Below are 20,970 nucleotides of genomic sequence, written 5' to 3' on the forward strand. Positions count from 1 at the left end.
TGTCATGGCCGCGTCATAACCTCGCGCCACCGCAAACAAGGAGCGCGACATGATCCCCTTTCGATTGACAGCACTCGTGGCCCTCGGCCTGGCTTCCGGCGTTGCCCTGGCTGACGTGCGCGTGGAGGGGCCGGTGGAATACGGCATCTTCGAATCCCAGTACCAGGACTACCAGCCGGGCGAGCGTGTGCTGACCCGCAGCAACCAGACGATCCAGCCGACCGACGAGATCCCGGCCAAGCTGGGCACCAAGTTCGGCATGCGCTACACCCTGGTCGGCAAGCAGGAAAAGGACACCCCGCTGACCCTGCTTTATCTCACCCCCGGCGTGATCAGCCCGGACGGCAAGCGCCACGACAAGTTCGTCGTGGAGCAGAAAATGGCACCGGGTGCCCCCACCGACGTGATGGCCTTCGAGTTCACCGAACACTACGAAGTGGTGCCGGGCGAGTGGCAGTTCATGGTCTTCCAGGGCGACCGCCTGCTGGCCCGCCAGCGCTTCACCGTTCGTTGATCCCACGCGCGTCGTGATGGCGCGCTATAGTCGCTGGGTCTGAAGCAGGCGCGAGGCGCGGGCCCATGGCCGAACAGATCAGCATCCTGGTGGTGGACGACGATGAGGCAATCCGCGAAATGCTGCTGGATTACCTCGGCGGCCAGGGTTATCAGGTGCAGGCCGTGGGCGACAGCGCCCAGTTGCGTGCGCGGCTGGCCGAAGCGCTGCCCGACCTGGTGCTGCTGGACGTGGGGCTGCCAGGCGAGGACGGCCTGAGCCTGGCGCGTTACCTGCGCGAGCATCACGACCTGCCGGTGATCATGGTGTCCGGCGCCGGCACGCCGCTGGACCGTATCGTCGGCCTGGAAGTCGGGGCTGACGATTACCTGGCCAAACCCTTCGACCCGCGCGAGTTGCTGGCACGGCTCAAGACCGTGCTGCGGCGTTATCGCCGCAATCCTGCGCCCGCCGCCCAGCCTGTCGCGGACAACGATAGCCCCTGCCTGCAACTCGGCCTGTGCCGCCTCGACCTGCAGAGCCGTCAGTTGTTCGACGCCGCGGGCGAGGAAATCCCCCTGACTGCCATGGAGTTCGACCTGCTCCAGGCCTTCGCCCAGCGCCCCAACCGGCCGCTTTCCCGCGACCAGCTGCTGAACCTCACCCAGCACCGCGACTGGAACCCCTTCGACCGTTCCATCGACATCCGTATCGCCCGCTTGCGCCGCAAGCTGGAACAGGACCCGGACAAGCCGCAGATCATTCGCACCGTTCGCGGCGTGGGTTACATGTTCGTGCCGGGCTGAAAGCGGAACTGTATCTGCAAGATGGGGCGGGCAGTGCTCAATCCATCTCGCATCGCTGCTTTGTTTCAATTGTTTCAATGTCAACCCGGGCCGTTCGGCCGTAGCCGGGCTGTTCCATAATCAGGCGAGTCCGCCAGCCCCGGAGGGCCTTACGGTGAGCCAGCCCCTGACCAGCCGCTTCGCCATCAGCGCCGAAGAGCATCGCTTGCGGCAGATCGTCGACAGCAGCAGTGCGGTGATCTACGTGAAGGACCTCGACGGCCGCCTGGTGCTGGTCAACCGGGCCTTCGAGCGCTTGTTCAAGGTGCGCGCCGACCGGGTGCTGGGGCACACCGACCACGAATTCTTTCCCCCGGAAATTGCCGACGTACTGCGGGCCAACGACCTGCGGGTGATCCAGCTCGGCCATGAGCTGGAGTTCGAGGAGCAGGTGCCGATGGGCGGCAGCATCCGCACCTATCTGTCGAACAAGTTCCCGCTGTTCGACGGCGAGGGCAGAGTCAGCGCCATCTGCGGCATCTCCACCGACATCAGTTCACGCAAGAGCCTGGAAGAGGTGCTGCGCTTCGTTGCCCTGGGTGTGTCGGCCGCCACCGGGAACGAGGTGTTCGAGGCCATCGCCCGCTACATGGTGCGTTCGCTGAACGCCGATTTCGCCTACGTCAGCCGCATCAGCGACGAAGGGCCGCAAAGCCTCACCACCCTGGCCCTCTACTACGGCGGGAAGCTGCACCAGAACGCCACATATTCCCTCAAGGGCACGCCTTGCTCCGAGGTGTTCGGCCGCAGTTTCCATTTCGTGCCCCGCGACCTGCGTAGTTCCTACCCCACAGACGAAGTGCTGGCTGCCTTCGGCGTCGACAGCTACGCCGGCTACCCGCTGTTCGCCAGCGACGGCCGTCCCCTGGGCCTGATCGCCGCTGGCCGGCTGGGGCCGATGTCCGATCGCGACAAGGTGGAATCGGTGCTGCGCATCTTCTCGGTACGGGCGGCGGCAGAAATCGAACGGCTGGAGGCGGAAGCCAGTTACCGGGCGATCTTCGATACCTCCGAGGACGCCATCTTCGTCCACGACATCGACAGCGGCGCCCTGGTGGACGTCAACCCCAAGGCCTGCCGCGCCTACGGCTACAGCTATGAGGAAATGCTCAAGCTGGAAATCGATGCCTTCAGTGCCGGCTACGCGCCCTATACCGGCAAGGAAGCCGCCGGTTACCTGGCACGGGCCGCAGCAGGCCAGGTGCAGCGCTTCGAATGGCACCGGCGCAACCGCGACGGCAGCCTGCACTGGGATGAGGTGCTGCTCAAGCGCGTGACCATCGGCGGTATCGACCGAATCCTCGGCATCACCCGCGAGATCACCCAGCGCAAGGAGGCCGAACAGGCCCTGCGTGCCAGCGAGTTGCAGTACCGCGCCATCACCAATACCGCCCTGGATTGCTTCATCAGCATGGACGAGGCCGGGCAGGTGCTGGCGTTCAACCCTGCCGCCGAGCAGTGCTTCGGCCTCACCCGCGAGCAGGCGCTGGGGCATTCGTTGCTCAAACTGATCATTCCGCCGCGCTTCCGCGAGGCCTACGAGCACGCCCTGGAGCACTACCTGCAGACCGGTCACGGCGCCTTCCTCGGCAAGCGCATGGAAGTGGTGGCGCAGCGTGCCGACGGACGCGAATTCACCGCCGAACTGGCCCTGACCCAGGTGCCGGGGGACGAGGGGCCGCGTTTCATCTGCTACCTGCGCGACATCACCGAACGCACCCAGGCCGAGGAGGAGCGCGCGCGCCTGGAGCAGCAGCTGCGCCAGGCCCAGCGGATGGAGGCCATCGGGCATCTGACCGGGGGCATCGCCCACGACTTCAACAACCTGCTGACCAGCATGCTGGGCTACACCGTGATGGCCCAGGAGCTGGCGGAGCAGGGCAGCGACGAGCGCCTGGGCAAGTACCTGTCGCGGGTGCAGCGTTCGGCGGAAAAGGCTCGCGACCTGATCCAGCAGATGCTCACCTTCAGCCGGGGCAGCCGTGGCAAGCCCCAGGTGGTCGCGCTGGACCTGCTGCTGGGGGACTTCATCCGCCTGGTGGAGTCCACGTTGCCGGCCACGGTGGAGCTGGAAGTTCAGCTCGACCACGACCTGCCACGGGTGCTGGCCGATCCGGTGCAGTTGGAGCAGGTGCTGATGAACCTCTGCATCAACGCCCGCGATGCCATGGGCAGCGTCGGCCAGCTGCGGGTGAGCCTGGGCCAGCAAGAGCTGGAGGGGGTCTGCGCCTCCTGCCAGCAGCGGATCAAGGGTCGTTATGTAGCACTGACGGTCAGCGACAGCGGTCCGGGGATCGACCCGGCGCTTCGGGCACAGATCTTCGAACCGTTCTTCTCCACCAAGGCCACCGGCCAGGGGAGTGGCATGGGGCTGTCCATGGTGCATGGCATCGTCCATGAGTACGGCGGCCATATCCACCTGGACAGCACCCCTGAGCAGGGCGCCACTTTTCGCGTGCTGATGCCGGCCCACAGTCCCGCGGCAGGGGGGGAACAGGCCAGTGCGCCGGCCGCTGCCCGGCCATTCCTGCGCTCGGCCCTGTGCGGCCGCGTGGCGGTGGTGGACGACGACGCCACGGTGGCTGAGTTCATGGGTGAATTGCTGGAGGGTTGGGGGCTGGAACCCGGCATCTTCTGTGATGCCGAGCAGGCCAGCCAATTGCTCTGCGCCGATCCCTACGCCTGGGATTTCGTCATCCTCGACCAGAGCATGCCGCGCCTGTCCGGCCTGCAACTCGCGCGGCGTCTGCTGGCGTCTCGCGCCGACCTGCCCATTGTGCTCTACACCGGTTTCAGCGACTCCCTGCTGGAAAGCGAAGTGCAGCAACAGGGTGTCAAGGCGCTGCTGACCAAGCCGCTTGACCAGCAGCGCCTGCACCAGTTGTTGCAGGTCTGGCTGGAGAGCCCCGGGAGCGGATACAAAGCGGAAACAAACTGAGCGCTGTCAGCCATCGGGCTGATACAGGCCGGGGCGAAGCTGGTGTCCAAGGCGGAGCGGAGCGATCCCGCCGACCAGAACCCCCGGCAGGAGCGCATCATGTTCACCTATTTCAAGCGCATTTCGATCTTTTCCTATGGTCTGATCAGCTACCTGATCTTCTTCGCGACCTTCGTCTATTCCATCGGCTTCATCGCCAATCTGCCGTTCGCGCCGCGAACCCTGGATGGCGAGCCGCGCCTGCCGTTCTGGACCGCCCTGGGAATCGACGTGCTGTTGCTGGCCATCTTCGCCGTCCAGCACAGCCTGATGGCACGGCCGGCCTTCAAGGCCTGGTGGACCCAGTGGGTGTCGCCGGCGGCCGAGCGCAGCACCTACGTGCTGTTTTCCAGCCTGGCGCTGATCCTGCTGTACAGCTACTGGCAGCCACTCGGTGGCGAGATCTGGAATATCGAGAACCGCTCCGGCCGGTTGGTACTGGGCGCCACCTTCGGTTTCGGCTGGGCGCTGGTGTTCTACGCCACCCTGCTGATCAACCACTTCGACCTGTTCGGCCTGCGCCAGGTCTGGCTGAACCTGCTGGGCACGCCCTACACCGAGCTGGAGTTCAAGACGCCGGGGGCCTACAAGCTGGTACGCCACCCGCTCTACCTGGGCTGGTTCCTGTGCTTCTGGGCCACCCCGACCATGAGTGCGACCCACCTGCTGTTCGCCGTGCTGACCAGCATCTACATCCTGGCCGCCATCCAGCTGGAAGAGCGCGACCTGCTGCGGGCGCATCCGGAGTACGCCGACTATCGCAGCCAGGTGCCCATGCTGCTGCCGCGCATTGGCGGGCGGGAGAAGGCGGCGGGTGGCCGCGAAGCGGCCTGATCGCCGGGAATACAGAAGGGCGCCTCAGTGGCGCCCTTTTTCATGTTCGGCGATGGGTGCCGGGCCAAGGCCCTGTTCCCCGGGAGTCAGACCACGAAGCGCGCGATCATGCCGTTGAGCTCCACCGCCAGGCGCGACAACTCATGGGTGGCGGCGGCGGTCTGGTTGGCGCCGGCCGAGGTCTGCACCGAGATATCGCGGATGTTCACCAGGTTGCGGTCTACCTCGCGGGCCACCTGGGCCTGCTGCTCGGCGGCGGTGGCGATCACCAGGGTGCGCTCGTTGATCTCGCCGGCCCGCCGGGCGATGTCTTGCAGGGCCTGCCCAGCACTTTCCGCCAACTTGACCATATCCTGCGCATGGGTATCGCTCTTGTTCATGGCGCTGACGGCCGCATCGGAGCCGGCCTGAATGGCGGCGATCATCTGTTCGATCTCTCGGGTCGACTCCTGGGTGCGGTGGGCGAGGGCACGTACCTCGTCGGCCACCACGGCGAAGCCGCGTCCCTGCTCACCGGCACGGGCCGCCTCGATGGCGGCGTTGAGGGCCAGCAGGTTGGTCTGCTCGGCGATGGAACGTATTACGTCCAGCACCGTGGCGATGCCCTGGGCCTGTCCGGCGAGGTCCGCCACCATTTGCGTGGAACGGGTGACTTCCTCGCCCATTCCGCGAATGGCCTGGACGGTTTCCTCTACCTGTTCGCGGCCGCTGAGCGCGACGCCTTCCGAAGTGGTGGAGGCCTCTGAGGTGGAGGCGGCATTGCGTGCCACTTCCTCGACCGCCGCGCTCATCTGGTTTACCGCTGTCGCGGCCATCTCGATCTCGTCGTGCTGGCGGTTCAGCGAGCGGTTGCCTTCCTCGGTTACCGCATAGAGCTCTTCCGCTGCCGAAGCGAGCTGTGTGGCGGAATGGCCGATCTGTTCGATGGTGCCGCGCAGGTACTGTCGCATGGACTGCAGGGCCTGCATCAGCCGGGCGGGTTCGTCGCGGCCGGAGCTGTCCGGTTCGCCGGTGAGATCGCCACCGGCCACCCGCTCTGCGGTGCGCATGGCCTCGCGGATGGGGCCGACGATGCTTTGGGTCAGTAGCCAGGCGATGGCGATGCTGGCCAGGACCGCCAGCACCATTACCAGCACTACGGAGCGAGTGGCGTCCTTGACGACTTCGTCGCCGCGGCGGCTGGATTCCCCCGCCTGGCGTTGGTCGAGGTCGATCAATGCGGCGAGGTTTCGTGACAGGTTTTCGTAGCGTTGGTACTGCTCGCCACGCATCAGCGCGTAGGCGCGTTCGGTGTCGTTACGGCGCGACAGCTGCAACAGGGCCTCGTGGCTGTTCATGTAGTCGCGGCTGGCGCTGAGTACCTCCTCGAACAATTGCTTCTCCTCCGGCAGCTGCAGCAATGACTGGTACGCCGTCTCCACCTTTGCAAGTTCGGCGAGCAGCATATCCATGCGTCGCTCCTGGGCATTCATGGTGTCGCTGTCCTGGGCCAGCACGTGGTTCATCTCGCTGAGGCGGAATGTGGCCATGAGCAGGCCCATCTGGCCGGAGGCCTGCACACTGGGGAGCCAGAATTCGCTGATCTCGGTGGAGGCCTTGTTGATGGCAGTCATGCGGTTGTGGGCGAAGCCACCGAGGCCGACCAGCATCAGGGTGATGATGGCGAAGCCGAAGGCGGCACGGTAGGCGATGGGGAATTGGCGAAGGAACATCTGTCTACTCCGATCCGGGACGAATGGGGTGTTGCTGGTCCCTTTAGCGGAGGAGGGCGGTGCTTCTTGATGGCGGGATAGACGGTTCGGAAAAGCCCTACAAACCTGATGGAAGAAGTGGACGCCCCATAAACGACAACGCCCGTATCCGGGGGGATACGGGCGTTGTGGATACCGCCGGGTCTGGGATCAGCCGTTGAAGCGGCGCAGTACCAGGGTGGCGTTGGTGCCGCCGAAGCCGAAGCTGTTGGACATGACGGTGTCGATCTTGGCGCCTTCGCGGGTCTCGCGCAGGATCGGCATGTCTGCCACCTCCGGGTCCAGTTCGTCGATGTTGGCCGAGCCAGCCATGAACTTGCCTTCCATCATCAGCAGGCAGTAGATGGCTTCCTGTACGCCGGCGGCGCCCAGGGAGTGACCGGACAGGCTCTTGGTGGAGCTGATGGCCGGGGCCTTGTCGCCGAATACTTCGCGTACGCCGCGGATCTCCGCCACGTCGCCCACCGGGGTGGAGGTGCCATGGGTGTTCAGGTAGTCGATCGGGGTGTCGACGGTGGACAGCGCCTGCTGCATGCAGCGGATGGCGCCTTCGCCGCTCGGGGCGACCATGTCGTAGCCGTCGGAGGTCGCGCCGTAGCCGACGATCTCGGCGTAGATCTTGGCGCCGCGCTTGAGGGCGTGTTCCAGCTCCTCGACCACGACCATGCCGCCGCCGCCAGCGATGACGAAGCCGTCGCGCTTGGCGTCATAGGCGCGGGAAGCGCGCTCGGGGGTGTCGTTGTACTGGGTGGAGAGGGCGCCCATGGCGTCGAACAGGCAGCTCTGGCTCCAATGCTCTTCTTCACCGCCGCCGGCGAAGACCATGTCCTGCTTGCCCAGCTGAATCTGCTCCATGGCCTGGCCGATGCAGTGTGCGCTGGTGGCGCAGGCGGAGGAGATGGAGAAGTTCACACCCTTGATCCGGAAGGGGGTGGCCAGGCATGCGGAAACGGTGCTGCCCATGGTGCGGGTCACGCGGTATGGGCCGATGCGCTTGACGCCTTTCTCGCGCAGGGTGTCGATGGCTTCCATCTGGTTGACGGTGGAAGCGCCGCCGGAGCCGGCGATCAGGCCCACGCGCGGGTTGGAGATCTGCTCGGCGCTCAGGCCGGCGTCTTCGATGGCTTGCTGCATGGCCAGGTAGGCGTAGGCAGCGGCATCGCCCATGAAGCGGAAGAGCTTGCGGTCGATCAGCTCTTCCAGGTTCAGGTTCACGGAGCCGGAAACCTGGCTGCGCAGACCCATCTCCGCATAGGAGGGGTTGTAGCGGATACCGGAACGGCCGGCGCGCAGGTTCTCGGAGACGGTGGCTTTGTCATTGCCCAGGCAGGAGACGATGCCCAGGCCAGTAATCACGACGCGACGCATGCGGATGTCCTTCAGAAGCTGTCGGTAGAGGTGAACAGGCCGACGCGCAGGCCTTCGGCGCTGTAGATCTCGCGGCCGTCGACGGCAACGGTGCCATCGGCGATACCGAGGATCAGCGAACGATTAATAGTGCGCTTGATGTGGATGGTGTAGGTGATCTTTTTCGCGGACGGCAGGACCTGGCCGAAGAACTTGACTTCGCCGGAGCCGAGGGCGCGGCCACGGCCGGGATTGCCCTGCCAGCCGAGGAAGAAACCGACCAGCTGCCACATGGCGTCGAGGCCGAGGCAGCCGGGCATGACCGGGTCGCCTTCGAAGTGGCAGGCGAAGAACCACAGGTCAGGGTTGATATCGAGCTCGGCGACGATCTCGCCTTTGCCGTACTTCCCGCCGGTTTCGCTGATATGCGCGATGCGGTCGATCATCAGCATGTTGGGGGCGGGCAGTTGCGCATTACCAGGGCCGAACAGCTCGCCGCGACTGCAGCGCAGCAGGTCTTCCCGGGTATAGGCGTTTTGTTTGGTCATGCGAGCTCCTCAATGGTCCCCGTCTGGCACAGGGCTTTGCATTCATCCTTCTGCCGTGGCCGTTGTAGGGGGCGTCAGGCGGCAGACTAGTCATAGACTGTTGCGTTGCGGTGAAAGTCACAGAATGCCGAGCACAGTCGTTCACCTGGTATGACAGCGGCCCGTCGCAAGGGGCTGCCGGGGGACCTCCCGCTCGCAAAGCGTGTCGCACTTTAACATCCCCGGACACTCGACGAATGTCTGGAAACGGCACCAATCGTTTCAGTCCGACGGCTTGCTCAACCAGCGCTGCATGACGCGCAGCAGATCCGCCCGCTTGAAGGGTTTGGCCAGGTAGTCGTTCATCCCCGCGGCCAGGCAGGCCTCGCGGTCGCCCTGCAGGGCGTTGGCGGTCAGGGCGATAATCGGCAGCGTGGCGCCGCCATTCATCTGGCGAATCTGGCGCGTGGCCTCGTAACCGTCGAGAACCGGCAGGCGGCAGTCCATGAGGATGGCCGCATAGTGATGGCGCGAGGCCTGATGCACCGCCTGGGCGCCGTCGCCCACCAGGCTCACCTGATAGCCGAGGCTGCGCAGCATGGCCTCGATCACGGTCTGGTTCACCGGATTGTCTTCCACCAGCAGTACGTGCTGGCCGGTGCCCGCGCCGTGCCCATGGGCCTGATCGGTCAGCGTTTCCGAGCTCTGGGGGCGGAAGGGCAGAGGAATCTCCAGGGTGAAGATCGAACCCGAGCCTTCATGGCTCTCGGCGCGCAGGGTGCCACCCATGCGTTCGGCCAGGGTGCGGGCGATGGGCAGCCCGAGGCCGGTGCCGCCGTAGCGGCGGGAAATCGAGTGATCGGCCTGCTGGAAGGCGTCGAACATATGTTCCAGGCGGTCCGGCGGGATGCCGATGCCACTGTCATGTACCGCGCAAGTGAGCCAGAGCACTTCGCTGTCCAGCGCCTGCCAGCGGGTTTCCACCTTGATGCCGCCTTCTTCGGTGAACTTCAGCGCATTACCCACCAGATTGACCAGGATCTGCCGCAGGCGCGTCGGGTCGCCGTGCACCTCGACCCTCTCCAGGCCTTCCTGGGTGTCCAGGGTCAGGGTCAGCCCGCGCTGCTGGGCGCTGTGCTGGAACACCTGCACCGAGCCGAGGATCAGGTCCAGAAGGTTGAAGGGGATGCGCTCCAGTTCCAGCGCGCCACGCTCGATGCGGGAGAAATCGAGGATGTCGTTGATCACCTTCAGCAGGTGCTCGGTGGATTCCGTGGCCAGCGCCGCGTACTCGGCCTGTTCATCGGTCATCTCGGTGGTTTCCAGCAACTGCAGCATGCCCAGGACACCATTCATGGGGGTGCGCAGTTCGTGGCTCATCATGGCCAGGAAATCGGATTTGGCGCGGTTCGCCATTTCCGCTTCCTCGCGCGCCTTGATCAACTGGCCCATCGCCTGCTGCTGCTCCTGGCTGGCCTGTTCAAGGCCGCTGGCGAGGTTGTTGATGTGGCGACCGAGGTCGCCCAACTCGCTGTCATCTACCACCGGCAAGCTGGCGTTGTAGTTGCCATCCTGGATCGCCTTGACCGCGTCGCCCATGGCACTGATGGGTTGCGACAGGCGGGTGGCCAGGCGGCGGGCGAGGAGAAAGGTGAGGAGCAGCGCGATCACGGCCAGCACCGTGGCCTTTAAGAGGATTTCCTGCTGGCGGCTGCTGAAGGCGTCGTTGGACATGCCCACCACGACTCGGCCCAGGTAGTTGCTGTCGTTGCTGCGTCCATCGCCCCTGGCATAGGTGCGCCGGGCCTGCAGGTGGAGCTGCTGCTGGATGATGGGCGCGTGGAAGACCTCGACCTGGGTGCCGGTCTTTTCCAGGCTTTCCTGCTGCTCCAGGTAGACGAGGATATTGTCGGCGCGGTCGCGCACTTCGAGGAAGCGCACATGGGGTGTGCCCAGGCTGGCCTGGAGCAGGCCCTCCAGCACTTCCAGATTGCCGGTGACCACACCGTATTCCGCCGCCGGGGCGAGTTGGCTGGCGATCAGCTGGCCGGTGTGGTTCAGCTCCTGGCGCAGGTCCTGCAAGCGGGCGAAGGTGAAGAAACCGGTGAGCAGCAGGGTCAGTAGCAATGCCGGGCCGAGGCTGATGAGCTGAGTGCGGGTATGGATGTCCCAGCGGCGCCGCAAGGTCATAAGTGCGCCGCTCCCTGAGCTGCGGGAGGGGGCGGGCGTCGTGGGGAGGGTGGGCACATCTTCCTATTGCCTCGGTGCAGGGTCATCCGTGGAGCGGTTCTATGCTGGAACTTTAGTCCCGTTGCGCCCCGTTGCCGGGGGAATTTTTGCTGCGTTGAGGTTGCCGGGGAACCAAGGGGCGCTTCTGGCGCCAAAAACTGCAGCATCTTAACCGAGGATGGGCGCCTTTCCAGCGCAAAAGGCCCCGGATAGAGGCTGGCTGGCAGGCGGCGCCTCCGTATAATGCGCGGATTCGCCATTCCTATGGCCTACATGGACCCGTTATGACTGAACAGCAACCCGTTGCGGTGCTCGGCGGCGGCAGCTTCGGCACCGCCATCGCCAACCTGCTGGCCGAGAACGGCCAGCGCGTACGGCACTGGATGCGCGACCCGGAACAGGCCGAGGCGATCCGTACCCAGCGCGAGAACCCGCGCTACCTCAAGGGTGTGACGATCCTCCCCGGCGTAGAGCCGGATACCGACCTGTCCGCCGTACTCGCCGATTGCGAGTTGGTGTTCGTTGCCCTGCCGTCCAGCGCGCTGCGCAAGGTGCTGGAGCCGGTGGCCGGGCAACTGGCCGGCAAGCTGCTGGTCAGCACCACCAAGGGCATCGAGGCGCAGAGCTTCAAGCTGATGAGCCAGATTCTCGAAGAAGTGGCCCCCGACGCCCGAATCGGCGTGATTTCCGGCCCCAACCTGGCCAAGGAAATTGCCGACCACGCACTGACCGCCACTGTGGTCGCCAGTGAGGACGCCGAGCTCTGCAAGCGCGTGCAGTCGGCCCTGCATGGCCGCACCTTCCGTGTCTACGCCAGCCAGGACCGCTTCGGCGTCGAGCTGGGCGGGGCCCTGAAGAACGTCTACGCCATCATCGCCGGCATGGCCGCCGCGCTGGACATGGGCGAGAACACCAAGAGCATGCTGATCACCCGCGCCCTGGCGGAAATGACCCGCTTCGCGGTCAAGCTCGGCGCCAATCCCATGACTTTCCTTGGCCTGGCCGGCGTGGGCGACCTGATCGTCACCTGCTCCTCGCCCAAGAGCCGCAACTATCAGGTGGGCTACGCGCTGGGCGAAGGTCTGTCGCTGGAAGACGCCGTGGCGCGCCTGGGCGAGGTGGCCGAAGGCGTCAACACCCTCAAGGTACTCAAGACCCGTGCCGAAGAGCTGCAGGTCTACATGCCGCTGGTCGCAGGCCTGCATGCCATCCTTTTCGAGGGGCGTACGCTGGCTCAGGTGATCGAACTGCTGATGCGCGGCGAGCCGAAGACCGACGTAGACTTCATTCCAACCACCGGTTTCTGATTCACCCTTTCGGACAAGGAGATCCCCCCATGAGTGAAGAGCGCGAAGATCTGCAGCGCGAGCACATCCTGCTGCGCGTCCTGTGGATGCTCATTTTCGTCATCGTCTGGCAGTTGGCCGAGATCGTCCTCGGCGCCGTGGTGCTGCTGCAACTCGGCTATCGCGCGTTCTACGGTGCACCCAACGGCGGCCTGCTGTCCTTCGGCGACAGTCTCAGCCAGTACCTGGCGCAGATCGGCCGCTTCGGCACCTTCAACACCGAAGAGAAGCCCTGGCCCTTCGCCGACTGGCCCGAGGCCCGCGCGCCCCAGGGGGAAGCCGCACACGAAGTACCGCCGGCCGCCCACCCTGTGCGTGACGAAGAGCCCAAGCTATGAGGCTCTGGCTGCTGCGCCACGGTGAGGCCGAGCCCCGCGCCGCTACCGATGCGCAGCGCGAACTGACCCGTCACGGCCGCAAGGATGTGCTGCAGACCGCAGCCGTGCTTGCCGGCCGGCCTCTGGGGGCGATTCTCGCCAGCCCGTACGTCCGGGCGCAGCAGACTGCCGAACTGGTTCGCGATGCCCTGGGCTTCATTGCCGCTGTCGGAACAGTCCCCTGGTTGACCCCCGACAGCGATCCGCGGGAAGCCCTCGACTTCCTCGCCGAGCGCGGCGAACAGGACCTCCTGCTGGTCACCCACAACCCCTTCGTCAGTGACCTCGCGGGTTTCCTCATCCACGGCCATCGCCAGGAACCGGTGCCCATGGGCACGGCCAGTCTGGCCGAGCTGGAAGGCGATCTGCTGGTGCCCGGCCTGATGTCCCTGCGCACCGTGCATCACGTTCGCCGTCACTGACGAATCGCAACATTTCTTAACTTGCGCCTCCTCCGGGTGCGTGGAATAGTCACCCAAGCAAGTGCTTGGTTGTCCCCCACAAAAAGAACAAAGGAGGAGGCCCTGTGGCTGATGCAGTCCGTTTGCCGCTTGAAGTGTTTTTCGATCGTGAGTCCCGTCACCCGAACAAGCGCTACCTGATCCAGCCACTAGGCGGCGGAAGGATCGAGGAGCTGACCTGGGGGGAAGTAGGCGAGCAGGCCCGCCGGGCCGCCAGTTGGCTGCGGGGGCGCGACCTGCCCCAGGGCAGCCGCATCGCAATCATCTCCAAGAACTGCGCCCACTGGATCATCGCCGACCTCGCCATCTGGATGGCCGGCCACGTTTCCGTTCCCCTGTATCCCAACCTCACCGCCGAATCGGTCCAGCAGGTGCTGGCACATTCCGAATCGGCGCTGGCCTTCATCGGCAAGCTCGACGATTGGCCCGCGATGGCGAGTGGCGTGCCCGAGGGCGTTCCAACCATCGCCCTGCCGATCCACCCGGCCGGTGAGTTCGACTTCAGCTGGGCCGACCTGCAGGCCGCCAACCCGATCCAGGACAGCCCCCGCAGCGCCCCCGACCAGCTCGCCACCATCATCTATACCTCCGGCACCACCGGCACGCCCAAGGGCGTGATGCACAACTTCAGCAACTTCGCGTTCGCCGCCACCCACGGCATGGACATGTTCCAGACCGGCGAGGAAGACCGCCTGCTGTCCTACTTGCCGCTGTGCCATGTGGCCGAGCGCATGTTCGTCGAAATGGGTTCGCTCTACGCCGGGCAGACGGTGTTCTTCGCCGAAAGCCTGGAAACCTTCCTCGACGACCTGCGCCGTGCCCGGCCGACCGCCATCTTCGGCGTGCCGCGGATCTGGACCAAGTTCCAGATGGGCGTCTACTCGAAGATGCCGGCGAAGAAGCTCGATCGCATGCTCAGGCTGCCGATCATCGGCCGCATCGTCGGCCGCAAGGTGCTCGCCGGCCTGGGCCTGGATGCCGTGCGCAACGCCCTGTGCGGCGCAGCGCCAGTGCCCGGGGCGCTGCTGGACTGGTACAAGCGCCTGGGACTGGAAGTGCTGGAGGTCTACGGCATGACCGAAAACTGCGGCTACTCCCACCTGTGCCGCAAGGGCGAAGTGATGCCCGGCTGGATCGGCCGCAACAGCCCCGGCGTGGAAGTCCGCATCAGCGAGGAGGGCGAGGTGCTGGTACGCAGCGGCGCCACCATGCAGGGCTACTACAAGGACCCGGCGAAGACCGCCGAAACCATTACGGCGGATGGCTACCTGCGCACCGGCGACAAGGGCGAGCAGGACGCCAAGGGCAATCTGCGCCTGACCGGGCGCATCAAGGAAATCTTCAAGACCAGCAAGGGCAAGTACGTGGCCCCGGCGCCCATCGAGAACCGCCTGGCCGTGCACCCGCGTATCGAGCAGGTCTGCGTGGTGGGCGATGGCCTGCCGCAGCCGATGGCGCTTTGCGTGCTGTCCGAAGTGGGGCGGCAGGAAGCGGCGAACGCTGCCCGCTCCGATCTGGAAATCAGCCTGCGCAGCCTGCTGGAGGAGGTCAATGGAGATCTCGACAAGCATGAACGCCTGCAGGGGCTGGTGCTGGTCAAGGATGTCTGGGCGGTGGACAACGGCTTCCTCACCCCGACGCTGAAGATCAAGCGCAACATCGTCGAAGATGCCTACGGCAAGCGCTTCCCCGAATGGCTCGAACGCCAGGAAGCCGTGGTCTGGCACGAGTGAATCCGCCTGGCCGGGACTCCGCGTCCCGGCTTCCCACAAGGAGTGACCCCATGGGCCTGTGGAATCAACCCCCTGATCTTGCGCAACTCAACGAATCCCTGAAAAACACCATCGGCGAGGGCCTGGATATCCGCTTCGAGGCCTACGACGACGAATCCCTGACCGCCAGCATGGTGGTCGACCAGCGCACCCACCAACCCTACGGCCTGCTTCACGGCGGCGCTTCGGTGGTGCTGGCGGAAACCCTGGGCTCTACCGCCAGCTACCTGTGCATCGACACCAGCCGCTTCTATTGTGTCGGCCTGGAAGTCAACGCCAACCACCTGCGCGGTGTGCGCAGTGGCCGCGTCACCGCCGTTGCCCGGCCGGTGCACCTGGGACGCACGACCCACGTGTGGGACATCCGTCTGGCCGGGGAGGACGGCAAGCCGAGCTGCATCTCCCGCCTGACCATGGCCATCGTCCCGTTGGGTGCCGAGCCTCCACGGGCATAGGGTGGGCTTCAGCCCACCATCGGAGGTCAGACTCGTAGGATGGGTGGAGCGAAGCGATACCCATCGATCCGCCCCGCAATTTTGTCCAAGAACCACCCGGCGCCAAGGAGTAGAGTGGCGCCCATGGACCAGACTCATCACATCCCCAGCTGCCTGCCCGGCGTTCGCTTGATCGACGCCCAGCACCAGCGTTTCAGCTTCCCCCGGCACTTCCATCTGGAGTACCACCTGGGGCTGGTTGTGCGTGGCCGGCAGCGCTACCTGCACCAGGGTGAAAGCCACCAGGCCGACACCGGGGATGTGCTGTTGATGGCGCCGGAGCAGATCCACGATGGCGCCGGCGTCGATGGCCAGGGTTACCAGATCCGCGTGCTGGCCTTTGATCCGCATTGGCTGGACGAAGCCAGCCGCACCCTCAGCGACGACCGCCAGGGCGCGCCGCGCCTGACCACCAGCATCCTTCGCGACGCCGGACTGCGCGGCCAGTTGCAGGGCCTGCACGGCGCGCTGCTCGAGGGCTCGCGGCTGGAGCAGGAGAGCCTGCTGTGGCCGGCCCTGGCCAACCTGCTGGGGCGGGGTTCCACCTTGCGTGTCCGCGAACCGGAACAAGGCTTCGACGCGCGTACCTGGGTGCGGTTGCGGGAATGGCTCGAATCGCGGCTGGACTCGCCACCCTCCCTGGAGGAACTGGCCGCGTTCTGCGGCCTCAGTCCCTGGCAGGCGTTGCGGCGCTTCAACCGCCAGTGCGGGCTGCCTCCCCACCAGTGGCTGACCCAGTTGCGCCTGGAACGTGCCCTGCCACGCGTGCTGCGCGGTGAGAACCTGAGCGAAGTGGCCCTGGACCTGGGCTTCTACGACCAGGCGCATTTCTCGCGGCTGTTCCGCCGTACCTACGGCCTGCCACCGGCGAAGCTGCGCAGCCGCTGAGCCGCCCATAGCGCTGAATCCCCCCGATCCTGGAGAACTTCCATGCAGGAGACTTCCGTCTTGCTGTCGTTGGCGGCCGTGTTCGCCATCGCCCTGGTCAGCCCCGGCCCCGACGTCGCGCTGGTGGTCCGCACCGCCGTGCACCAGGGGCGCCGCGCCGGCTTGCTCAGTGCCCTGGGTCTCGCCTGCGGCATCCTCATCCACGGCATCCTGGTGCTGACGGGCGTGGCCTTGCTGGTCAGCCGTTCGCCCATCCTCTTCGACCTGTTGCAACTGCTGGGAGCGAGCTACCTCGGCTGGCTCGGCGTCGGTGCCGTGGGCAGCTGGTTCCGGCGCGGGCAGGGCGATAGGGGAACCCTCGGCGGTGAACTGTCATCTTCCCGCCTGGGGCCCTGGCTGCGCGGCCTGGCCACCAACCTGTCCAACCCCAAGGCGCTGGTGTTTTTCCTTGCCCTGCTGACGGGACTGATTCCGGCGGATATGTCCGCCGCCGGCAAGTTCGGCGCCGCCGCGATCCTCTTCGGCATGGGCCTGGGCTGGTTCAGCCTGCTGGGGCTGGTGCTCACCCGCGCCAGCAACCAGCAGCGCCTGCTGCGTGCGGCCCCGGCCATCGACCTGGCCTGCGGACTGGTGTTCCTGCTGGTGGCCCTGGGGCTGGCGGGGCGACTACTGGCACCGGGCTTATGGCAATAGCGCCATCATCACTGGCGGTTACAGTCATTGCCGCGCTCGCGGGGCTGCCGGAGAATCTCCTGCATTCCCCGACGAGCTGGACGCCATGTCGCACACCATCTTCTTCGCCCATGCCAACGGCTTCCCTTCGGCCACCTACGGCAAGCTGTTCTCCGCCCTGGCGCCGGACTTCCGCGTCGAGCACCTGGAGCAGCACGGCCACGACCCGCGCTTCCCGGTGAACGACAACTGGGAAAACCTGGTGGACGAACTCATCCATCACCTGCAAGGACGTGGCGAGCCGGTGTGGGGGCTGGGGCACTCTCTCGGCGGCGTCCTGCATTACCACGCCGCGCTGCGCAGGCCCGACCTCTATCGCGGCGTGGTGATGCTGGATTCGCCGGTGCTGACCCTGGCCGACCGCATCGTCATCCGCGCCGCCAAGCGCTTCGGCTTCATCGACCGTATCACTCCCGCCGGCCGCACCCTCGGCCGACGCGAAGAGTTCAGCGATTTCAGCGAAGCCCGCGACTATTTCGCCGGCAAGACCCTGTTCCGCCGCTTCGACCCCGAGTGCCTGGACGCCTACGTCCGCCATGGCCTGGCGCGTCAGGGAGAATCCCTGCGGCTGAAGTTCGACGCCGCCACCGAAATCAACATCTACCGCAGCGTGCCCCATCGCATTCCGGGCAAGCCGCAGCAGCTCAAGGTGCCCCTGGCACTGGTGCGCGGCCGCCACAGCAGGGTGGTGCTGCCGCACCATGCGCGTCTGGTGAAACGGGTGCCGCAAGGGGAGTACCTGTCTTTGCCCGGCGGGCACATGTTCCCCCTGGAACGCCCGCAGGAAACCGCCGAATTGCTCAAATCCGTATTCGGCCGCTGGGACGGCCGCCGCCAGGAGGCCACTGCATGACTGCCCAGGTCCAGGAAATCCGCCTCAACCTGCCCCATATCGAACTGGCCGCGCACCTCCACGGTCCGGAAGACGGCCAGCCGGTGATCGCCCTGCATGGCTGGCTGGACAACGCCAACAGCTTTTCCCGCCTGGCGCCGCGCTTGCCGGGCCTGCGCATCGTCGCCCTGGATTTCGCCGGCCACGGGTTGTCCGCCCACCGCGCGCCCGGCGCCAGCTACCTGTTGTGGGACTACGCCGCCGACGTGCTGCTGGTGGCCGAACAACTGGGTTGGGAGCGTTTCTCCCTGCTGGGCCACTCCATGGGCGCGATCGTCTCGGTGATGCTGGCCGGCGCCATGCCGGAGCGGGTCGAGCGCCTGGCCCTGATCGACGGCCTGATGCCCTACACCGGCGAAGCCGAGCAGGCCCCGGCCAAGCTGGGTGAGGCGCTGCGCGCGCAACTCGCCCTGGCCGGCAAGCGCAAGCCGGTCTACGCAGCGATCGATCGCGCAGTCGAGGCGCGCATGCACGGCACCGGCGGAGTCAGCCGCGAGGCCGCCGAGCTGCTCGCCGAACGTGGCCTGATGCCGGTGTCCGGCGGCTATACCTGGCGCACCGACAGCCGCCTGACGCTGCCGTCGCCACTGCGCCTCACCCGTGCCCATGCCCTGGCTTTCGCCCAGGCCGTGAAGTGCCCGGCCATGCTGGTGCTGGCCGAGCAGGGTCTGCTGCACACCGAGCCCAGGTTCGCGGGGCTGGTGGAAGGGCTGGCGCTAGAGGTGCGCCGCCTGCCCGGCAAACATCACCTGCACCTGGACGACGAGGCCGGCGCCCAGGCCGTAGCAGACTGTTTCAATCCCTTCTTTGCCGTTCCTTGACTTGCACCCGCCAACCGGGAAGGCTGGCGGCTTTTGGTCAGGGAACAGCAGGATGGTCGACCTGTTCGACGCCGTTGCGCAGGGGGCGCCTTCGGTGGGGCGCGGCAGGAAAAGACCGGAAAGCTGGTCCAGACTGCTCACTCCAGGACATATCGTTAAGGATGCGCATGCGCCTCACCTTTCTTGCCGGCCTGCTGCTGGCAGCATCCGCCCAGGCAGCCGACCTGCCTGACAGCCACGACCTGGCGGCGCTGCCGCGCTTCCCCCATGCGGAGATCACCGATTTCCGCGAGAGCCCGGACCAGGAACGGGTCTACCCGCAGAGCTCCATCCGCCGCATCAGCAATCAACTGCGCATGGAGCGCAAGGTCGAGGCCGAAGGCCGGCAGACCTCGGTGACCTACCGCCTGCCCGCCGACCACAGCTCGAACGAAGCCTTCGACCGCGCCCGCAGGGACCTGCTGGAAAGCGGCGCCGAGCTGCTCTACTGGTGCCAGGGGCGCGACTGCGGCTCCAGCAACCTCTGGGCCAATGCCATCTTCGGCAACTCCAAGCTGTTTGGTCCGGACGAGCAACAGGCCTACCTCCTGCTACGCCTGGCCGAGCCCCGCCAGGACAGCCTCCTGGCCCTCTACAGCATCACCCGCGGCAACCGCAGGGCCTACCTGCACGCCGAGCAGCTTGACGCCAATGCGCCACTGGGCGAACTGCTGCCCACGCCCGACACCCTGATGCGTGAACTCAAGAGCAGCGGCGAGCTGCACCTGGCGCGCCTGTCCGACCAGCCTTCGGAGGCCTGGGCGACCCTGCTGGGACGCTGCCTGAACCTCGACAGCACCCTGCGCATCAGCCTGGCCGGCGCCGGTGCCGAAGCCTGGCGCGAAGCGCTGGTGGAGCAGGGTGTGCGCGCCGCGCGGCTGGAACTGGGCGAGGGCAGGGAGCCCGGACTGCACCTGAACCTGCTGCGCTGAGAAACCCTCGACAGCAGTCTCTATGCTTGTGACTGCCTCGCGCACGTTGCGTGGTGGCAGGTACGGCCCTTTCTTTCTGATCGCCGGAGTGACCCTGGGATGTTCAACAACGACCGACTACTGGTGCAGATCCTCCTGCTCGCCTTGCTCGGTGCCAGCCTCTGGGTGCTCGCGCCCTTCGTCTCGGCGCTGTTCTGGGCCGCGGTGCTGGCATTCGCCAGCTGGCCTCTGATGCGTCTGCTCAGCAGTGCGCTGAAAGGACGCGAATCTGCTGCCGCTGCTCTGCTCACCGCAGGCTGGATGCTGCTGGTGGCGTTGCCGCTGGCGTGGCTGCTGGGCAACCTGGCCGAGCACGTACGCGATGCCACCGAGCTGGCGAAGAACGTCCAGATGGAGGGGCTGCCGCCACCCCCGGAGTGGCTGCATCAGGTACCGCTGCTGGGTGAACGGCTGGTGCGTGCCTGGCATTCCATCGACGCCCAGGGGGCAGCCTTTTTCGCCAGCCTCAAGCCCTACATGGGGCAGGCCGGCAATTGGGTATTGGCGCGTACCGCACAGATCGGCGGCGGCATGGTCGAGCTGGTGCTCAGCCTGGTGCTGGTGTTCTTCTTCTATCGTGATGGCCCGCGCATGGCGCTGTTCGTCGAGAAGGCGCTGGAACGCCTGATCGGCGACCGCGCCGAGCATTACCTGGGCCTGGTGGCCGGCACCGTGCAACGGGTGGTCAACGGCGTGATCGGCACCGCTGCCGCCCAGGGGGTGCTGGCACTGGTCGGCTTCTGGATCGCTGGCGTGCCCGGCGCCCTGGTGCTGGGCATCGTCACTTTCGCTCTCAGCCTGATCCCCATGGGGCCGCCGCTGGTCTGGGTGCCCGCGACGGCCTGGCTGGCCTGGCACGGCGATTACGGCTACGCGGTGTTCCTCGGCATCTGGGGCATGTTCGTCATCAGCGGCGTGGACAACGTGCTCAAGCCCTACCTCATCAGCCGCGGCGGCAACCTGCCGCTGGTGGTGGTGCTGCTGGGTGTGTTTGGCGGCATCCTTGCGTTCGGCTTCATGGGCCTGTTCCTCGGCCCGACGCTGCTGGCGGTGGCGTACAGCCTGATCTCCGACTGGATCGGCCATGCACCGCCGCAACTGGTGGTTCCGCCTGAGGTCAAGGAACAGGAAAACCCGCCATCCTGAGGGGGGCGTCTGCCCGTGCAGGAAACCC

At 66.0% G+C, this 20,970-nt stretch carries 19 protein-coding genes; 15 read left to right on the top strand and 4 right to left on the bottom strand.

Annotation, left to right across the window (positions count from 1 at the left end; genetic code table 11):
- The first annotated feature begins 49 nt into the window (after positions 1-49).
- The 4 genes from FXN65_RS10165 (at position 50) to mddA (ending at position 5,149) form a co-directional block, all read left to right on the top strand.
- Complete coding sequence (locus tag FXN65_RS10165) at positions 50-514, top strand: DUF3859 domain-containing protein (RefSeq protein WP_151133073.1); 465 nt, start codon at positions 50-52, stop codon at positions 512-514.
- Positions 515-579: 65 nt separating this feature from the next.
- On the top strand, positions 580-1,299 hold the full coding sequence (locus tag FXN65_RS10170) for a response regulator (protein ID WP_151133074.1): 720 nt from the start codon (positions 580-582) through the stop codon (positions 1,297-1,299).
- Between the two features lie 154 nt (positions 1,300-1,453).
- Complete coding sequence (locus FXN65_RS10175; protein ID WP_151133075.1) at positions 1,454-4,276, top strand: PAS domain-containing hybrid sensor histidine kinase/response regulator; 2,823 nt, start codon at positions 1,454-1,456, stop codon at positions 4,274-4,276.
- A 99-nt stretch (positions 4,277-4,375) separates the two neighbouring features.
- Positions 4,376-5,149, top strand: coding sequence for a methanethiol S-methyltransferase (gene mddA / locus FXN65_RS10180; RefSeq protein ID WP_151133076.1), 774 nt, complete (start codon positions 4,376-4,378; stop codon positions 5,147-5,149).
- An 86-nt stretch (positions 5,150-5,235) separates the two neighbouring features.
- Here the strand turns inward: mddA and FXN65_RS10185 are convergent, their stop codons facing one another.
- The 4 genes from FXN65_RS10185 to FXN65_RS10200 form a co-directional block, all read right to left on the bottom strand.
- The gene (locus FXN65_RS10185; RefSeq protein ID WP_151133077.1) at positions 5,236-6,861 is read right to left on the bottom strand and encodes a methyl-accepting chemotaxis protein; all 1,626 of its coding nucleotides are present in this window, start codon (positions 6,859-6,861) and stop codon (positions 5,236-5,238) included.
- Positions 6,862-7,050: 189 nt separating this feature from the next.
- Entirely contained in the window at positions 7,051-8,268 is a 1,218-nt protein-coding gene (gene fabB / locus FXN65_RS10190; protein WP_151133078.1) for a beta-ketoacyl-ACP synthase I, read from the bottom strand.
- 11 nt (positions 8,269-8,279) lie between these two features.
- Positions 8,280-8,795 carry a 3-hydroxyacyl-[acyl-carrier-protein] dehydratase FabA gene (gene fabA / locus FXN65_RS10195; RefSeq protein ID WP_151133079.1) on the bottom strand — a complete coding sequence of 172 codons (516 nt, stop codon included), beginning with the start codon at positions 8,793-8,795 and terminating at the stop codon, positions 8,280-8,282.
- A 261-nt stretch (positions 8,796-9,056) separates the two neighbouring features.
- A complete protein-coding gene (locus tag FXN65_RS10200; protein ID WP_151133080.1) occupies positions 9,057-10,964 on the bottom strand; it encodes an ATP-binding protein in 1,908 nt (635 codons plus the stop codon).
- A gap of 323 nt (positions 10,965-11,287) precedes the next feature.
- Between FXN65_RS10200 and FXN65_RS10205 the strand changes: the two genes are divergently transcribed.
- The 11 genes from FXN65_RS10205 (at position 11,288) to FXN65_RS10255 (ending at position 20,942) form a co-directional block, all read left to right on the top strand.
- Complete coding sequence (locus tag FXN65_RS10205; RefSeq protein ID WP_151133081.1) at positions 11,288-12,310, top strand: NAD(P)H-dependent glycerol-3-phosphate dehydrogenase; 1,023 nt, start codon at positions 11,288-11,290, stop codon at positions 12,308-12,310.
- 29 nt (positions 12,311-12,339) lie between these two features.
- A complete protein-coding gene (locus FXN65_RS10210; RefSeq protein WP_151133082.1) occupies positions 12,340-12,687 on the top strand; it encodes a DUF4389 domain-containing protein in 348 nt (115 codons plus the stop codon).
- Positions 12,684-13,148, top strand: coding sequence for a phosphohistidine phosphatase SixA (gene sixA, locus FXN65_RS10215; RefSeq protein ID WP_151133083.1), 465 nt, complete (start codon positions 12,684-12,686; stop codon positions 13,146-13,148). The genes FXN65_RS10210 and sixA overlap by 4 nt, the downstream gene beginning before the upstream one ends.
- A 104-nt stretch (positions 13,149-13,252) precedes the next feature.
- The gene (locus tag FXN65_RS10220; protein WP_151133084.1) at positions 13,253-14,920 is read left to right on the top strand and encodes an AMP-binding protein; all 1,668 of its coding nucleotides are present in this window, start codon (positions 13,253-13,255) and stop codon (positions 14,918-14,920) included.
- Between the two features lie 50 nt (positions 14,921-14,970).
- Positions 14,971-15,414 carry a hotdog fold thioesterase gene (locus tag FXN65_RS10225; protein ID WP_151133085.1) on the top strand — a complete coding sequence of 148 codons (444 nt, stop codon included), beginning with the start codon at positions 14,971-14,973 and terminating at the stop codon, positions 15,412-15,414.
- A gap of 123 nt (positions 15,415-15,537) precedes the next feature.
- Positions 15,538-16,341 carry an AraC family transcriptional regulator gene (locus FXN65_RS10230; RefSeq protein WP_151133086.1) on the top strand — a complete coding sequence of 268 codons (804 nt, stop codon included), beginning with the start codon at positions 15,538-15,540 and terminating at the stop codon, positions 16,339-16,341.
- A gap of 42 nt (positions 16,342-16,383) precedes the next feature.
- Positions 16,384-17,034 carry a LysE family translocator gene (locus FXN65_RS10235; RefSeq protein WP_151133087.1) on the top strand — a complete coding sequence of 217 codons (651 nt, stop codon included), beginning with the start codon at positions 16,384-16,386 and terminating at the stop codon, positions 17,032-17,034.
- Between the two features lie 85 nt (positions 17,035-17,119).
- A complete protein-coding gene (locus FXN65_RS10240; RefSeq protein ID WP_151133088.1) occupies positions 17,120-17,926 on the top strand; it encodes an alpha/beta fold hydrolase in 807 nt (268 codons plus the stop codon).
- Positions 17,923-18,786 carry an alpha/beta fold hydrolase gene (locus tag FXN65_RS10245; protein WP_151133089.1) on the top strand — a complete coding sequence of 288 codons (864 nt, stop codon included), beginning with the start codon at positions 17,923-17,925 and terminating at the stop codon, positions 18,784-18,786. Before FXN65_RS10240 ends, FXN65_RS10245 begins: the two co-directional genes overlap by 4 nt.
- Positions 18,787-18,953: 167 nt before the next feature.
- Positions 18,954-19,757, top strand: coding sequence for a DUF4892 domain-containing protein (locus FXN65_RS10250; RefSeq protein WP_151133090.1), 804 nt, complete (start codon positions 18,954-18,956; stop codon positions 19,755-19,757).
- 99 nt (positions 19,758-19,856) lie between these two features.
- Positions 19,857-20,942 (top strand): AI-2E family transporter, encoded by a 1,086-nt coding sequence (locus FXN65_RS10255; RefSeq protein WP_151133091.1) that lies wholly within the window; start codon positions 19,857-19,859, stop codon positions 20,940-20,942.
- Positions 20,943-20,970: the final 28 nt, after the last annotated feature.

The sequence above is a fragment of the Pseudomonas lalkuanensis genome (assembly GCF_008807375.1).
Taxonomy (GTDB): Bacteria; Pseudomonadota; Gammaproteobacteria; order Pseudomonadales; family Pseudomonadaceae; genus Metapseudomonas; species Metapseudomonas lalkuanensis.

Excerpts from the sequence above, each read along its gene's own strand:
- FXN65_RS10205 (WP_151133081.1), top strand. The coding sequence starts at position 11,288 with ATGACTGAACAGCAACCCGTTGCGGTGCTCGGCGGCGGCAGCTTCGGC.
- FXN65_RS10185 (WP_151133077.1), bottom strand. The coding sequence starts at position 6,861 with ATGTTCCTTCGCCAATTCCCCATCGCCTACCGTGCCGCCTTCGGCTTC.
- fabB (WP_151133078.1), bottom strand. The coding sequence starts at position 8,268 with ATGCGTCGCGTCGTGATTACTGGCCTGGGCATCGTCTCCTGCCTGGGC.
- fabA (WP_151133079.1), bottom strand. The coding sequence starts at position 8,795 with ATGACCAAACAAAACGCCTATACCCGGGAAGACCTGCTGCGCTGCAGT.
- FXN65_RS10200 (WP_151133080.1), bottom strand. The coding sequence starts at position 10,964 with ATGACCTTGCGGCGCCGCTGGGACATCCATACCCGCACTCAGCTCATC.
- FXN65_RS10240 (WP_151133088.1), top strand. The coding sequence starts at position 17,120 with ATGTCGCACACCATCTTCTTCGCCCATGCCAACGGCTTCCCTTCGGCC.
- mddA (WP_151133076.1), top strand. The coding sequence starts at position 4,376 with ATGTTCACCTATTTCAAGCGCATTTCGATCTTTTCCTATGGTCTGATC.
- FXN65_RS10255 (WP_151133091.1), top strand. The coding sequence starts at position 19,857 with ATGTTCAACAACGACCGACTACTGGTGCAGATCCTCCTGCTCGCCTTG.
- FXN65_RS10225 (WP_151133085.1), top strand. The coding sequence starts at position 14,971 with ATGGGCCTGTGGAATCAACCCCCTGATCTTGCGCAACTCAACGAATCC.
- FXN65_RS10235 (WP_151133087.1), top strand. The coding sequence starts at position 16,384 with ATGCAGGAGACTTCCGTCTTGCTGTCGTTGGCGGCCGTGTTCGCCATC.
- sixA (WP_151133083.1), top strand. The coding sequence starts at position 12,684 with ATGAGGCTCTGGCTGCTGCGCCACGGTGAGGCCGAGCCCCGCGCCGCT.
- FXN65_RS10165 (WP_151133073.1), top strand. The coding sequence starts at position 50 with ATGATCCCCTTTCGATTGACAGCACTCGTGGCCCTCGGCCTGGCTTCC.
- FXN65_RS10170 (WP_151133074.1), top strand. The coding sequence starts at position 580 with ATGGCCGAACAGATCAGCATCCTGGTGGTGGACGACGATGAGGCAATC.
- FXN65_RS10210 (WP_151133082.1), top strand. The coding sequence starts at position 12,340 with ATGAGTGAAGAGCGCGAAGATCTGCAGCGCGAGCACATCCTGCTGCGC.
- FXN65_RS10230 (WP_151133086.1), top strand. The coding sequence starts at position 15,538 with ATGGACCAGACTCATCACATCCCCAGCTGCCTGCCCGGCGTTCGCTTG.
- FXN65_RS10245 (WP_151133089.1), top strand. The coding sequence starts at position 17,923 with ATGACTGCCCAGGTCCAGGAAATCCGCCTCAACCTGCCCCATATCGAA.
- FXN65_RS10250 (WP_151133090.1), top strand. The coding sequence starts at position 18,954 with ATGCGCCTCACCTTTCTTGCCGGCCTGCTGCTGGCAGCATCCGCCCAG.